Raw genomic sequence first — 15,162 nt, 5'->3', positions numbered from 1 at the left:
ACCCGCGCCCTCGGTCAGCGAAGGGTGGCGACTGCTCAGGCGATCCCGGCCGGCGGGCCGACCGGGCGCACAGCAACCCGGGCGTCTCCGGAGGAGCCGTGCGTCAGGCGATGTGCCAGCCGTAGCGCCAGCCCGGCTGCGTCATGGTGATGTCCCTGGGGTCGATCTCGGCGCCCTGCCGCACCAGGATGTCGCCGAGGGAGCGGGTGCTCTCGATCAGTTCCAGGCCCCAGGGCGTGAAGGTGTCCGCGTTGTAGACGTGCTCCGACAGGAGCGGGTTGGTCAGGGCCTGGGTGAAGGCGTCGACCCCGACCATGCGCATCAGAAGGCCCGGCAGCGGCGATTTGGGATCCCGGTCCTCGGCGAAGAGCCCGGGATAGAACTCCACGTCGTCGGGGGTGGGATAGAGAACGGCGAGCTTCTCGGCGATCGTGGGATCGCTCGTGATCTCCGCGAACGTCGTCGCCCGCGACATGCCGAAATGCTCGCGATAGGCGTTGTAGCTGGCGAGCCGGTTGGAGCGGGCCTGCTCGATGGCGAGCCTTTCGAGACCGAGGATCGGCTTACTGGTGTTGCAGACGCCCAGGGCGCCGGCGGGCTGGGCGGCCGCGGCGGCGAAGCCCGCGGCGAGGCCGACATCGATCAGGGGCCGGTTGTCGATACCGAAGCCGCCCAGCGGGATCGTGCGGTCCGCCCATTCGATCGCGTCGGGCATCAGCGAGTGCCAGCGGTAGAGCAGGCTGAACTCGACGGTGATCCAGTTCGGCCGGTTCCAGTCGGCCTTCCAGGCGATCGACGGATCGGCGATCAGGTTGAACGGCAGCGGCGTAATGTGATTGATGTACTGCTCGATCACGATCTTGATGAACATCGGGATCATGATGTTGCGGGCGGTCTGGAAGACCCGCTCGTCGTCCCAGCCCGGATTGCGCTGCTCCAGTTCCCCCGCGACGCGGTTGTGCTCGCGCAGCAGCAGCGTGTTCATCATGCTCGTGAAGGGCGTGCCGTTGGCCCGGTCGCCGCCGACGGCGAACAGGCTGGCCAGCCTTTCGGCCGGCGGCTCCGGCATCCCCGGCGGACTCAGCAGGGGCGGGTCGAGGCCGGCGAAGGCCGGTTCGATCGCGCTGCCGTCGCGCGTGTAGAGGTAGGGCGGATATTCCTCGCCGTTGATGAACTGGCTCTTCAGCCGCCCGCGCCGGCCCGGCGTCGGTGCCTTCTCCCTCAGGATGTCGGTCTGGGCCTCGATGCGGCCGTAGAGGGGGCAGAGGTCGATCTCGTGGTTCGTCGTCGTCCGGTCCCGCCGCTTCGGTTCGGTGCGGATGAAGCCGTCGGTGAGGTACTGGGCGAAGGCCGGGAACAGGCAGGTCGATTTCCGGGAGAGCGTCTGGGTCCCGTCCGGCCGCTCGAACAGCTTCGCGACGGCGTCCGCCGGCGGCTGGACCTTCAGGTCGACGGGCGGAAGGTGGCGGGCCTGGTAGGTCTTGTCGGTCAGGCTCTTCCACGACGTGTAGTCCGAGGCCGTGCTCAGCGGGTGGGGCCGATTGCGCGTCGTCGCGCAGAGATTGTCGATCACGAGCTTGCTGGCGGTCTTGTCGGCCCAGCCGGACGCATTGATGAGGCCGCCCGCGAAGCCGAGGAGACCGTCGCGAAGATTGTCGAACAGGCTGCTGGACATGGACGCCTCCCGGAACGTCGCGCTGTGGGGCGGGGTGGAGAACGCGGTCGGCAGCGGCTCGCCGCGGGGCGTGCCGTTCAGGTCGTGACGCAGGCGAGAGATGGTCTCGTAGACGGTGCGGCGGACGCGGTTGATGCCGCCGAGCGGGCGATGGGCCGCGAGCCCGTGCCAGGGCGTGAAGGACAGGTTCTCGGCGAAGACCGCCCGTTCCGGGGTGTCGAAGACCTGCCGCCGGATGATGATCCGCGCGACGGGGGTGAACGGCGCGTCGGCCTCCGGCCACTCGATCGTCGGATCCTCGACCGGCATCGCCTCCGGCTTCGTCCGCAGCTGGATGCAGAAATCGAACGCGGCGTCGGCCGCCTCCAGCGATCGGACGAGGTTGTCGTGCAGGAAATCGGCTTCCGTGTCGTCGGCGAAGGCCGGCGGCGGCCCGATCGGACGCGCCGAGAACTTGCAGGGCCCGTCGCCGAACAGGTACGGCGTCATGCTCCAGTACTGGATCGCGAGCGGGTTCAGCACGGTCCGGCCCGTGATGCTGCGGGCGATGGCCAGTTCGTGCCAGCGGAAATGCAGAGGGTTCAGGCCGGGCAGAAAGAACCGGAGCGGATTGTCGCTCGCGTTGAACGCGACGTAATCGGCCGCATCGCGCACGAAGAAGGCCGGGTTGTTGATCATGATGAAGTCTTGCGTGCCGGATCGGCTCTGCTCGACACCGGTCACCTTGACCGCCATCCCGCGGCCGTCCCCGACCGAATCCTCCTGCGGCGTTCCGGAGCCGTTCGAGAAGCGGATCCAGGCCTGGTAGCTGCGCGGCTGCGCGAACAGCCCCTTTCTCAGGTGGGGCGGAAGGCCGTCGAGGACACGAAACTCGGCCTCGACGCAGCCATGGGCCTTGGGATGCGCATCCCTGCGAGCGGGGGCCGTCCGGGCGGCGACCCGCACCCGTGCCTCGATCGCCCCCGTGATCGCCGCGATCGCCTGGGCCTCGGAAGCCGGTACGGTCTCCCAGGGCGACGTGCCGGGGGCAGCTTGCGGGATGAGCTGGTCGAAGAAGTCCGGCACCTGATTCATCGCAGGGCCACCCCGTAATCAGTCTCTATAATACCATTGCAGATTAATTTTGCAACCAGATGTCGGTATGACTGTCGAAAAACACAGTATTATAACAGAAATCGCGAAATAAATGATCGTATGAGTCGTGAATTGCTCGTGACGACAGGATTTATCGATCGCAAGCCGAAAATATTTCTGATTCGGCTTGCGACACAGATGTGAAGTCTCACCAGACAAGACGCTCGATCACCGCATCGGGCCGCACCGGCTGCCGCGACAGCCAGTCGGCGACGTCGCCGAGGCTGTGGTGCTCGGCCGTGACGCCGAGCTCCTCCGCGTGGATGCCGCGGGCCACCAGGATCGAGGGGATGCCGTAACCGGCCGCACCGGCGATGTCGGTGCGGATCGCGTCGCCGACCGCGACGGTGCGGCCCACCTCCGGGGCCGGCAGACGGTCGAGTTCGCCGGCCATGGCGAGCGCCGTCTCGTAGACCGGCCGGTACGGCTTGCCCGCGTAGACGACCGACCCGCCGAGGGCTTCGTAGGCCTGGGCGATCAGGCCGGCACAGGGAATGAGCCGCTTCTCGCGCTCGACCACGAGGTCGGGATTGGCGCAGATCATCGGCACGTTGCGGGCACGGAACGCGGCCAGCGCCTCGCGGTAATCCTCCGCCGTCTCGGTGTCGTCGTCGAACAGGCCGGTGCAGACGATGCGCTGGGCTTCCGTCCCCGGCACCAGGGTGAGATCGAGCCCGTCGAAGACCGGCGCGTCGCGCTCGGGGCCCAAGTGGTAGACCCGCTCGCCCGGATGCTCGGCGATCAGCCGCCGGGTCAGGTCGCCGGAGGTGAGGATCGCGTCGTAGGCCTCCCGCTTCACGCCGTAGCCGTCGAGGATCTTTTGGACGCCTTGCCACGGGCGGGGCGCGTTCGAGACCAGGATCACCCGGCGCGGACGCGGGCCGGGGAGCCCGCGGAAGCGGATCAGCGCCTCGCCGGCGGCGGCGTGGCCGCGGGTCCCGTCATGCAGCACGCCCCAGACGTCGCACAGGATCAGGTCGTAGCGCTCGGCCACGTCCGCGAGATGGCGCAGCGTCGGGACGGGGGATTGAGTCATCGAAGGGTCCGGTCGGCGGTGACGGTGGGGGCTCTATAGCGGGCTTTGCGCCCCGCTGAAGGCCGCGGCCGGCATCGATCCTATGCAAGCCTTCCCGCCGCGCCGGGCGGGTTCGGTGCAAGGCGTCAGCCCAGGAACCGTCCCACCAGCAGCCGGGCGAGATCCCGCGGCGCGTCGGGGGTGAGCACGGCGAGCTTGCGCGAGGTCGAGAGCGAGGCGAGCCCGTGCAGGGCGGCCCAGAGGGCGGCGACAGCCCGGCGGCGCTCGTCCGGATCGGCGATCAGCGGCGCCAGCGCGGTATCCACCAGCCCGACCGGCTCGGCCAGGGCCGCCGCGTACCAATCCGGGAAGGGCTGGTCCGGTGCGGCGAGGTGCTCGAACAGCAGGCTCCAGACCCGCGGATCGGCCGCGACGAAGACGAGGTAGGCGTCGGCCAGCGCCAGCGCGTTGTCCCGTGCCGCCCGATCCGGATCGATCACCGCCTCCAGGGCCGCGTGAAGGCGGGCGAGCGTGCGGGCATTGACCCGCAGCACCACCTGATCGAGGTCGCCGACCGCATTGTAGATCGAGTTCGGCGCGTAGCCGATCGCCGCCGCCAGACGCCGCATGCCGAGCGCGCGCAGGCCCTCGTTGCGCACGAGGCTCTCCGCCGTGCCCGCGACGAGGGCGATGAAGCCCTCCCGGTCGTGCTCGCCTCTCGGGCCGGTGCCGCGCGTCTTTCCCGTCACCTCCGCTCCTCGCGTCCCAGTCATCGGCGTGCGTGCCCGCACCCGACACCGGGTTAGATTGCACGACGTGCAAAATCAAGCTTGCGCGGCAGTCCCGGCGGCATAATTTGAACAATGTGCAAAACGCGGATTTGACGCCTTCGCCGTCGGCAGGCAGTCATGCCCTGATCCGGGAGAGACCACGATGTTCCGCACACTGATGACGACGCGACGCTTCGCGCCGCTGTTCTGGTGCCAGTTCTTCTCCGCCTTCAACGACAATTTCCTCAAGAACGCGCTCGCCCTGCTGATCCTGTTCCAGGTGAGCGCCCGGGGGGGGAGTTCGGGCGGAGTGCTGGTGACGCTGGCGAGCGCCGTGTTCATCGGCCCGTTCTTCATCCTGTCGGGCCTCGGCGGGCAGCTCGCCGACCGCTACGACAAGGCGCTGCTCGCCAAGCGGCTGAAATTCGCCGAGATCTTCGCGGCCCTGCTCTCGGTGCTGGGCTTCTGGCTGCACTCGGTGCCGCTGCTGTTCGGCGCGCTCGGCCTGTTCGGAATCATCGCGGCCCTGTTCGGGCCGATCAAGTACGGCATCCTGCCCGACCATCTGAAGCGCGAGGAGCTGACCGCCGGCAACGCCCTGGTCGAGGCCGCGACCTTTCTCGCCATCCTGCTCGGCACCATCACCGCGGGCCTGGCCATGGCGATGGGCGGCCACGCGCTGGGTCTGGGCGCCGGCCTGATGGGCATGGCGGTCCTGTGCTGGCTCTCCGCCCGGATGATCCCGGCCACCGGCGAGGGCGCGCCCGATCTTCATGTCGACCGCAACATCGCCCGCTCCACTACTGAGCTCCTGCGCGACCTTTGGGCCGACACCCGGCTGTGGCGCGGCTCGGTGATCGTGAGCTGGTTCTGGCTCGTCGGCGTCGTCGTCCTCTCGCTGCTGCCCGTGCTGGTGCGCCAGACGCTGAACGGCACCGAGATCGTCGCCACCACCCTGCTCGCGATCTTCTCCGTCGGCATCGCGGTGGGATCCGGCCTCGCCTCGTGGCTCGCGAGCGGGCGGATCGTGCTGCTGCCGACCCCGGTCGGCGCGGTGCTGATGGGCCTGTTCGGTCTCGACCTCGCCTGGACCGTCTCGCACCTGCCTCCGCCCGCGGGCGAGCCGGTCGGGGCCTGGGACTTCATCACCAGCGGCCACGGCCTGCGCATCGCCATCGACTTCTTCGGCATCGCCGTGGCCGGTGGCCTCTACGTCGTCCCCTCCTTCGCCGCGGTGCAGGCCTGGACCGAGAAGGCCAAGCGCGCCCGCGTCATCGGTGCGGTCAACGTGCTCACCGCCGCCTTCATGGTCGGCGGCACCCTGGCGCTCGCCGTGCTTCAGGGGGCGGGGCTCACCATGGCCCAGCTCCTCGGCCTCGTGGCGGTGCTGAACCTGATCGTCGGCGCGGTGATCCTCAAGACCCTGCCGACGAACCCGCTGCGCGACGCCCTCTCGATCCTGTTCCGCGCCTTCTACCGCTTGGAGGTGAAGGGCCTGGAGAACGTCGAGAAGGCCGGCCCGAACGCCATCGTCGCCCTCAACCACGTCTCCTTCCTCGACGCGCCGCTGGCGCTGTCGCTGCTCGACAAGGATCCGGTCTTCGCCATCGACCACGGCATCGCCCAGCGCTGGTGGGTCAAGCCGTTCCTCAGCGTGGCCAAGGCGATGCCGCTCGACCCGACCCGGCCGCTCGCCACCCGCACGCTGATCAACGCGGTCAGGAGCGGCGAGACGCTGATCATCTTCCCCGAGGGCCGGCTCACCGTCACCGGCAGCCTGATGAAGGTCTATGACGGGGCGGGCCTGATCGCCGACAAGTCCGGCGCCATGGTCGTGCCGGTGAAGATCGACGGGCCGGAGCGCACGATCTTCTCGCGCCTGAAGCGCGATCAGGTGCGCCGGGCGTGGTGGCCCAAGGTGACGGTGACGATCATGCCGCCCGTCCGCCTCCACGTCGATCCCGAGTTGAAGGGCAAGAACCGCCGCCGCGCCGCGGGCGCGGCGCTCTACGACATCATGTCGGACCTCGTCTTCGAGACCGCCGACATCGAACGCGGCGTGTTCTCCGCTCTGATCGAGGCGGGCCGGCTTCACGGCTGGCGGCGCACGGCGCTGGAAGACCCGGTGACGGGCACGATGAGCTATTCGCGCCTGGTGATGGGCGCCAACATCCTGGGCCGGAAGCTGCAGGCGCTGCTGCCGGACCCGAAGAAGCCGGTCGGGCTGATGCTGCCCAACGCCAACGGCGCGGCGGTGACGTTCTTCGCGCTGGCCAGCGCCGGCCGGGTGCCGGCGATGATCAACTTCTCCGCCGGTCCCGCCGCGGTGCTCTCGGCCTGCCGGGCGGCGCAGGTCGACACCATCCTCACCTCGCGCGCCTTCATCGAGAAGGGTCGCCTCGGCAGCCTGATCGAGGGCATCGAGGGGACGGTGCGCCTGATCTACCTGGAGGACGTGCGGGCGGGCGTCACCACCGGCGACAAGATCCGCGGAGCCTTGAGCCCCCGCCGGCCGCTCGTCGCGCGCAAGGGCAGCGACCCGGCGGCGATCCTGTTCACCTCGGGCAGCGAGGGCACGCCGAAGGGCGTGGTGCTCGCCAACCGGGCGATGCTCGCCAATACCGCGCAGGTGGCCGCCCGCATCGATTTCGGCCCGCGCGACAAGGTGTTCAACGTGTTGCCGGTGTTCCACGCCTTCGGGCTGACGGCGGGGCTGGTGCTGCCGCTGATCTCGGGCGTGCCGGTCTACCTCTATCCGTCGCCGCTGCACTACCGGATCGTGCCCGAACTGATCTACGGCACCAACGCCACGGTCCTGTTCGGCACCGACACATTCCTCACCGGCTACGCCCGGATGGCCCATTCCTACGATCTGCGGAGCCTCCGCTACGTCGTGGCCGGCGCCGAGCCGGTGAAGCAGGCGACCCGCAGGACCTGGGCGGAGAAGTTTGGCCTGCGCATCCTGGAGGGCTACGGCGTCACCGAGTGCGGGCCGGTGCTCGCGCTCAACACCCCGATGTTCAACCGCTTTGGCACCGTCGGCCGGCTGCTGCCGGGGATCGAGTCGCGGCTCGAACCGGTGCCCGGCATCGAGGAGGGCGGGCGCCTCGTGGTGCGCGGCCCCAACATCATGCTCGGCTACCTGCGGGCGGAGAATCCCGGCGTGCTGGAGCCGCCCGCGGAGGGCTGGTACGACACCGGCGACATCGTCGCCTTCGACGCCGACGGCTTCGTGACGATCAAGGGCCGGGCCAAGCGCTTCGCCAAGATCGCGGGCGAGATGGTGTCGCTGGCCAGCGTCGAGGCGCTCGCCGCCGAACTCTGGCCCGACGCCCCGAGTGCGGTGGCTGCCGTGCCCGATGCCCGCAAGGGCGAGCGCCTGATCCTGTTCACGGAGGCCAAGGGCGCGACGCGCCCCGCCTACCAGACCCACGCCAAGAGCCGGGGCGCGGCCGACGTCGCGATTCCCGCCGAGGTGGTGGTCGTGGAGAAGCTGCCGATGCTCGGCACCGGCAAAGTCGATCAGGTGAGTGTGACGAAGCTCGCGCGTGAGCGGGCGGCGACAGCCGAAGCCGCATGAGGCGAGAACGATGTCGGCCGGCGCCTCGCCCATGCGGCCGACATCGTCTTGAAATCTGAGCTTGTAATTTCTTTGCTGTATAAGAACCTGAAGTATCAGATCCTATCGATTCGGGTATAGGACGATGGCTCAGGAAACGCGGACACACGCTCAAAGATCGAGCTCTGAGTTGTATCCCAGGATAATGATCAGATCCTGGAATGATTTCCTGCAGAAAATTGAAGAATTCTTGGACGGAAATTGGATTTTCCGAGGTGTGGTCAACGTCAAGTACGAGTTACTTCCATCGATAGGACGGGGATGGGACGACGGTACCCGATTGATGGATGAGGAGGCGCGGCTCCTCCGTTGTTTCAAGCGCGAAGCCCGGCCCTACCTCAACTACCTGCCGGCCGACGAATGGGAGTGGCTCGCGATCGCGCAGCATCACGGGGCCCCGACCCGGCTCATCGACTGGTCGGAAAGCCCGATGGTTTCGACCTATTTCGCGGTCTGGGGCTCGGATCCGCGCCAGAGCATGAGCTTCGACGGGGGCCTGTACATCGTGCCGAAGCCGATGGGCGCCGATGACACGGCGCGGGCCGCAAGTCCGTTCGACACGAAGGATGTCCAGTTCTTCTACCCGGCCCATGTTACCCGCCGGATCACGGCACAGAGAGGATTGTTCACGGTCCACCCCAATCCCCTCAAGGCTTACGATGCCCCGAGCAAGCGCCAGATCGTGATCCCCGGCCGCCTGAAGAGCGAGTTCCGGATCAAGCTCGACAGTCTCGGCTTCAATCATGCCACCATGTTCCCGGATATCGATGGCCTCGCCAGGCTTCTCGCATGGCGCGTGATGCCGACGACGGCCGCAGCGCCGGATCCCCCGCGACAGCCGACGGCGGAGGCAGGGGCCGCCGCGGGTCCGGACACGGTCGCCAAACCGCGCTTTCGTCCTGACGATCCGCAGAAGGGCCAGTGGGGTGGGAAACCCGAGCGGAACGGTTGGCGCTTGGGCGCCCAGGTCGAGGCTGTCGAGCCCGGTTGGTTCAAGACGGTGCTTGAGGTCTCGTCGGCGGATGGATCGAAGACGCTGACCGAACCGGTCGAGTTCTTCCTGCACGACAGCTTCCCGAAAGCGAAGCGGACCGTGCGACCCCAATCGAATGGGAAGGCCAAGCTCGAACTCCATTCCTACGGCGCGTTCACCGTCGGTGTTCGCCTGCGGGACGGGACCGAACTGGAGCTCGATCTCAGCAAGCTCGACGACGCCCCGAAGCTCTTCCGATCCCGATAGCGGTCAACACGGGACCGGCTCTCACGCCGAGGCAAGCTGGTTCGGCGAAAGCGGTCCGGTCCCCAGCCGGCCCGCCCGTTCCGCGAGCAGCTCCTGAAGGGAGGTCCTTAAGCCGAATTTCAACCATGCTCGGCGGATATGGCGCCAAGCACGCGGCCCGCTCAGGCCGCGATCGACAGGGGATTCGCCCATGAGCCTCGACCGCCGCCGCTTCCTCGCCTCCTCGCTCGGTCTCGCGGTCGCCGGCCCGGCCGCCGCGCAGAGCTACGGCCAGACCTTCAAGGTCGAGAACGACGAGGGCCGGCCGGTCGCCAACATGCGGCTGCCCGGGGAGATCACCGGGCAGATCCAGGAGTTGCGCGGCGTCACCTATGTCGGCCCCCGCGAGGCCGAGGTGACCCTCTACGAGTTCTTCGACTACAACTGCCCCTGGTGCCGTAAGGCCGCCGCCGACGTCACCGCGCTCGCGGGCAGCGATCCGGGCCTGCGCATCGGCCTCGTCCACAATCCGATCCTCTCGCCGATGTCGGCGCAGGCCGCCAAGGTGTCGCTGGCGGTGCAGCGCAAGCTCGGCTCGGCGGCGGCCTTCGCCTTCTACGGCCAGCTGCTCGCGACCAAGGGCCAGATCGACGGGCTCAAGGCGCTCGAGATCGCGGCCAAGACCGGCGTGCCGCGGGCCGAACTCGAAGGGATTGCTGACAGCGACGCCGTGCGCGAGGCGATGCGCGCGCACATGAACGTCGCGGCCAATCTCGGGCTCACCGCGACGCCCTCCTACGTCCTCGGCAATACCGGCGTGCTCGGCCATCCCGGCGTGAAGTCGCTGGCGCGGATGATCGCGGCGATGCGACGCTGCGACCAGATCGCCTGCGGGTAGCGCATCGTCCCGGACGGGGGTGCCGGCTTCCGGAACGGAGGCCGCGATGGGGGTGCTTTGCCCGGCACAAGGGTGGGCTGATGCGTCGATCCCGGCTCGCCGACCGACGCCGAAGATGGAGCACCATCGAGGATCGCGGCTCTTGCCGTCAGGATGCGGCCAAGGCGTGGGCGGGTCCGCCGTCCCCATGGATAACCGCTGATGGGCGAGGCGATGATGGCGCTGATCGATCGATACGTCCCGATCCCGCACTACAGGGAATATCACAGCGCGAGCGTGAGGGCGCCGGCCGACACCGTGATCGCGGCCGCCGCAGCCTACCGAACCGAGAGCGATGCGTTCTTCCGCGGGATGATCGCCCTGCGGGAACTGCCGATGCGGGCCCGGCGGCTTCTCGAGCGCCGGCCGATCGAGCCGCAGCCGCCGTTCGGAATCGATGACTTCACTCTGCTGCAGCGCTGCGAGAACGAGGTCGTGTTCGGGCTGGCGGGTCGTTTCTGGCGGCCGGACTTCGATCTAGTCCCCCTGTCCGGCGGGCAGGACTTCCTGGACCTGAACGAGCCGGGGATCGCGAAGCTTGCGCTCAATTTTGCCGTCCGCGCCGACGGTTCAGGCGTGACGATGCTGTCGACGGAGACGCGCGTCCTCTGTGTGGATCGTGCCGCGCGCCGGAGATTTGCGCCCTACTGGCTTCTGATCCGACCGGTGAGCGGTCTGATCCGCCGGCGGACTTTGGGCATCATCCGCCGAACCTGCGAGGGCGGGGCCGCGCCGGCGGCGTAGCTTCCATCCCCTTTCCAGCACCGTCGAAGGCCTGTTGGGCGTCTCGGGGGCGCTGGAAACGACGCATGACATGGCCCGGCTGACCCGGGTTTCGACCCGAGGAGCGCGCCTCAGGCACCGCCGATGAGGATGCCCGTCGCCAGCACGAGGGAGCCGCCGAGCACGATCTGGAAGGCGGCCCGCAGGAAGGGCGTCTCCATGTAGCGGTTCTGGATCCAGACGATGGCCCAGAGCTCGACGAAGACCACGGCAAAGGCGATGCTCGTCGCCAGCCAGAAGTTCGGGATCAGGTAGGGCAGCGCGTGGCCGAGGCCGCCGATGGCGGTCATTACCCCGGAGGCGAGGCCGCGCTTGAGCGGCGAGCCCCGCCCGGAGATCTTGCCGTCGTCGTGCGCGGCCTCGGTGAAGCCCATCGAGATGCCGGCGCCGAGCGAGGCGGAGAGGCCGACGAGGAACGTCGTCCACGGGTTCTGCGTGGCGAAGGCGGTGGCGAAGATCGGCGCGAGCGTCGAGACCGAGCCGTCCATGAGTCCGGCGAGCCCCGGCTGGACCCAGGTCAGGACGAACTGGCGGTGGGCGACGGCGTCCTCCTCGTCGCGGACGGGTCCGCCGAGATGCGCCTCCGTCAGCGCCTCGGCCGTCCGCTCGTGCGCGCTTTCCGCCGCGGCGAGGTCGCCGAGCAGGGCCCGCGTGTCGGCGTCGGTCGAGCGGCGGGCGGCGGCGAGGTAGAAGTCGCGCGCCTGCCGCTCCATCGTGGCGGCCTCCTCCCGGACGCGGTCGAGCCCGAGATTGCGCATCAGCCAGACCGGCTTGCGGCTGTAATAGCCGGCGATGTGCTCGCGGCGGATCGGGATGATGAAGTCGCCGAAGCGCCGCTTGTAGCACGCGATCAGGCGGCGGCGGTGCTCGTCCTCGGCCTCCGCCATCGCGTCGAACAGGGCGGCCGAATGGGGAGAGTCGGCGCGCAGCCGCGCGGCATAGGCGCGGTAGATCTGGCCGTCCTCCTCCTCCGACCCGATCGCGAGCGCCAGGATCTCCTGCTCGCCGAGATCGTCGAACCGCTTTCGGCCCCCGAGGGCCAGCGTCGAGAGACGGCTCATCATCGCTGCGTCGGTCTCCGGGGCGTCGGTTTCCGGAGACAGCGCGCCGGGGCGGGCGCCGCCGGCCTCACCCCTCCCGCTCCTGCAGGAGGCGGTACTCGCGCCCGTGCCGGCAATAGCCCTCGACGATGTGGCTCATCAGGGCGCGCTTCTTCGGATCGAGCGCGCCGAGGATGCGCGCGGGCCGCCCGCCCCAGAGATGGCCGCCCTCGAGCAGCTGACCCGGATCGGTGGTCGAGCCCCCGGCCAGCATCACGTCGTCGGCCACCACCGTGCCCGGCGCGAGCACCGAGCCGATGCCGATGAGGCTGCGGGCCCCGATCCGGCAATCGGCCATGCGCACGTTGTGGCCGATCGTGGTGTCGCGCCCGATCACCACGCCCTCGCCGCGGGCGCGGATCACGGTGTTGTCCTGGATGTTGGTGTCGGCGCCGACCACGATCGGCCCGACCTCCGCGGTGAGTTCGCAGGAGAACAGCACCGTTGCCCCGGCCCCCAGCGCGATGCGGCCGGAGAGCCGGGCGGTGCGCGCCACGAACACGCTCGCGTCGGTCTCCGGGGGCTCGGTCTGCGCGGGCGGGCTCGCCGCCTCGCCGGAAGCCTCGCGCAGGCGCTCGGCGCGCTCGGCCAGTTCCTCCGGCGTGACCGGGCGCAGGCGCTTGGCCGGGTTGCCGCCATAGGCGAAGCCGCTCTCGAGATTCGAGCGGGGGAAGATCGTGGCCCCCGCCTCGATCAGCACGTTGTCGCCGACCCGCGCCCCGTCGAGGATGATCGCGTCGTCCTCGATCACCACGTCCGAGCCCACGGTGCAGGCATGCACCACCGCGTTGCGGCCGACCGTAACCCGGTCGCCGATATGGGTCGGCAGCGATTCGGTGGCGATGTGGACGGTGGAGCGGGGGCCGAGCCAGAAGCGCTCGCCCGCGGTGATCGGCTGGCCGTCGCTGCGGATCACGCTGTCGTCGCCGAGCCAGGCCTGGGGGCCGAGGGTGGCGGTGCCGATCACGGTGCTGGCGCGTCCGCACCAGACGGGGCGGCTGGCGAAGACGGGCAGGATGCCCTCGTAGGGCAGGATCAGGTCGGGCGTCACGTCGCGGCTCGCTGTTCTTCGAAACGGCGCCGGTGGCGCGGTCCTATCCTTGAGCCATATAGGCTCGCGGGCAAATGGAGTAACGGGCTTGCGTGTAAACGCTCGGGCAGGTCCGTCCACGCCGCGTACGCGTTCCCGAAGAGGCGGTCATGACGGTCAGCATCCAGTCCGAGCCCTTCGACACCGCCGCCGAGATCGCCCGGATCGAGGCGGAACTGGCCGGGCGGGCGGGGGCCGTCGTGACCTTTTCCGGCCTCTGCCGCGACGAGGCGGGCCGGCTCGCCGCGCTGGAGCTGGAGCACTATCCCGGCATGGCCGAGGCCGAGATCGGTCGGGTGGTGGAGGAGGCGCGCGCCCGCTGGCCGGTCCAGGCGCTGCGGGTGATCCACCGCCACGGGCTGGTGCGGCCGGGCGAGGGCATCGTCCTCGTCGTCACCGCCTCGCCCCACCGCAAGGCCGCCTTCGCGGCGGCCGACTTCCTGATGGACTACCTCAAGACCCGCGCCCCCTTCTGGAAGCGCGAGCACCTCGCCGACGGCACCACCGGCGGCTGGGTCGAGGCGACGGAGGCCGACGCCGCCGCCGCCGAAGCCTGGACCTGACCCCTCGGCCTGCCCAGCCCCGGCCCGCCCGGACACCGCGAACGGAAAACCCCTCATGACGGCATCCCCTTCCAGCCCGCCGGGCGCGCGCCGCCTCGCGGTCGCCGGCATCGCGGTCGTGGCCTTCGCCGCCGCGCTCTGGCTCGCCTGGACCGCCTCGGCGACGCTGCTGCTGATCTTTTCCGGCATCCTGTTCGCCGTCTTCCTCGATGGGCTGACCCGCGGTCTCGGCCACGTGCTGCCGATCGGGCGCGGGTGGCGTCTCGCCCTCGCCTGCCTCGTGCTCGCCGCCCTCGCCCTCGGGCTCTCCGCCTTCGGCGGCGCCACCGTGGCGAGCCAAGCCCGCGACCTCGGCACCACGGTGCGCCAGCAATCGGAGACGGTGCGCGACTGGCTGAAGGAGCGCGGCATCGAGATCGACCTGTCCCAGGGGGCGCCGGCGGGCCAGGGCTCTGGCGGCGACCCCGGTCAGGGTGAGCGGGACGAGGGCAAGGATGGGAAGGGCCGGAAGCAGGGCGGCCTCGAGGGTCTCGCCTCGGGGGCCTTGAAGAGCCCCGGCTCGCTCCTGTCGGATGCCGGCAGCGTGCTCGGCCCGGCCACGACCGTCGTGATCGCGCTGTTCAACGCGCTCGGCAACGTCCTCGTGATCGTCTTCCTCGGCGTGGCCATCGCCGCCGACCCGAAAAGCTACCGCGACGGCGCCCTGCGGCTCGTGCCTCCGCGCCACCGCGAGAAGGGCGCGCGCGTCCTCGACGGGTCGGGCGAGACCCTGCGGCACTGGCTGTTCGGACAGCTCGTGACCATGGCGGCGATCTTCGTGCTGACTTGGGCGGGGCTGAGCTTCCTCGGCATCGGCGGCGCGCTGATCCTCGGGCTCCAGGCCGGCCTGCTCGCCTTCGTGCCGACCATCGGGCCGGTGATCGCGGGCGTGGTGATCGTGCTGAGCAGCCTCGCCTCGGGGCTGAACGGATTGCTCGGGGCGCTCGGCGTCTACCTCGCGGTGCAGACGGCGGAGAGCTACGGCCTCACCCCCTTCATCCAGCGCCGCGCCCTCGACCTGCCGGCGGCGACGATCTTTTCCGGCCAGCTCCTGTTCGGCGTGCTGTTCGGCCTGTGGGGCGTGGCGCTCGCCCTGCCGCTGGTGGCGGTGATCAAGGTGCTGCTGGAGGAACTCTACATCGAGGACGGAGACATCGAGGACGGAGCCGAAGCGGAGGCCTGACGGTCCGCTTCGGCTCCGATCCGGTGCGGCGCCAA

General features: G+C 69.4%; 11 protein-coding genes. 6 read left to right on the top strand and 5 right to left on the bottom strand.

Annotated features, from left to right (window positions below; all coding sequences use genetic code 11):
* Positions 1 to 103: 103 nt before the first annotated feature.
* The 3 genes from HNR01_RS10660 to HNR01_RS10650 form a co-directional block, all read right to left on the bottom strand.
* The gene (locus tag HNR01_RS10660) at positions 104 to 2,749 is read right to left on the bottom strand and encodes a peroxidase family protein (RefSeq protein ID WP_183667704.1); all 2,646 of its coding nucleotides are present in this window, start codon (positions 2,747 to 2,749) and stop codon (positions 104 to 106) included.
* 208 nt (positions 2,750 to 2,957) lie between these two features.
* Positions 2,958 to 3,845, bottom strand: a complete 888-nt coding sequence (locus tag HNR01_RS10655) for a TIGR01459 family HAD-type hydrolase (RefSeq protein ID WP_183667703.1) — start codon at positions 3,843 to 3,845, stop codon at positions 2,958 to 2,960.
* Between the two features lie 125 nt (positions 3,846 to 3,970).
* A complete protein-coding gene (locus HNR01_RS10650) occupies positions 3,971 to 4,597 on the bottom strand; it encodes a TetR-like C-terminal domain-containing protein (RefSeq protein WP_210313137.1) in 627 nt (208 codons plus the stop codon).
* Between the two features lie 160 nt (positions 4,598 to 4,757).
* Here HNR01_RS10650 and HNR01_RS10645 point away from each other — a divergent pair, with 160 nt between their 5' ends.
* The 4 genes from HNR01_RS10645 to HNR01_RS10630 all read left to right on the top strand — a co-directional run bounded on the left by HNR01_RS10645 (position 4,758) and on the right by HNR01_RS10630 (position 11,113).
* On the top strand, positions 4,758 to 8,174 hold the full coding sequence (locus HNR01_RS10645) for an acyl-[ACP]--phospholipid O-acyltransferase (protein WP_183667702.1): 3,417 nt from the start codon (positions 4,758 to 4,760) through the stop codon (positions 8,172 to 8,174).
* A gap of 124 nt (positions 8,175 to 8,298) precedes the next feature.
* Positions 8,299 to 9,453, top strand: a complete 1,155-nt coding sequence (locus tag HNR01_RS10640) for an FRG domain-containing protein (RefSeq protein ID WP_246417466.1) — start codon at positions 8,299 to 8,301, stop codon at positions 9,451 to 9,453.
* A gap of 190 nt (positions 9,454 to 9,643) precedes the next feature.
* Entirely contained in the window at positions 9,644 to 10,330 is a 687-nt protein-coding gene (locus HNR01_RS10635) for a DsbA family protein (protein WP_183667701.1), read from the top strand.
* A 297-nt stretch (positions 10,331 to 10,627) separates the two neighbouring features.
* Complete coding sequence (locus HNR01_RS10630; RefSeq protein ID WP_312893320.1) at positions 10,628 to 11,113, top strand: hypothetical protein; 486 nt, start codon at positions 10,628 to 10,630, stop codon at positions 11,111 to 11,113.
* Between the two features lie 110 nt (positions 11,114 to 11,223).
* Here the strand turns inward: HNR01_RS10630 and mbfA are convergent, their stop codons facing one another.
* Positions 11,224 to 12,216, bottom strand: a complete 993-nt coding sequence (mbfA, locus tag HNR01_RS10625) for an iron exporter MbfA (RefSeq protein ID WP_183667699.1) — start codon at positions 12,214 to 12,216, stop codon at positions 11,224 to 11,226.
* A 64-nt stretch (positions 12,217 to 12,280) separates the two neighbouring features.
* A complete protein-coding gene (locus HNR01_RS10620) occupies positions 12,281 to 13,303 on the bottom strand; it encodes a gamma carbonic anhydrase family protein (RefSeq protein WP_017484913.1) in 1,023 nt (340 codons plus the stop codon).
* A 149-nt stretch (positions 13,304 to 13,452) separates the two neighbouring features.
* On the opposite strand from HNR01_RS10620, the gene HNR01_RS10615 reads away from it, so the two are divergent.
* Complete coding sequence (locus tag HNR01_RS10615) at positions 13,453 to 13,905, top strand: molybdenum cofactor biosynthesis protein MoaE (protein WP_096484538.1); 453 nt, start codon at positions 13,453 to 13,455, stop codon at positions 13,903 to 13,905.
* A 55-nt stretch (positions 13,906 to 13,960) separates the two neighbouring features.
* Entirely contained in the window at positions 13,961 to 15,127 is a 1,167-nt protein-coding gene (locus HNR01_RS10610) for an AI-2E family transporter (protein WP_183667698.1), read from the top strand.
* Positions 15,128 to 15,162: the final 35 nt, after the last annotated feature.

The sequence above is a fragment of the Methylorubrum rhodesianum genome (genome assembly GCF_014199985.1).
Classification (GTDB): domain Bacteria; phylum Pseudomonadota; class Alphaproteobacteria; order Rhizobiales; family Beijerinckiaceae; genus Methylobacterium; species Methylobacterium rhodesianum.
Note: the sequence above shows the minus strand (reverse complement) of the source record. Positions and strands in the feature narration are given on the sequence as shown.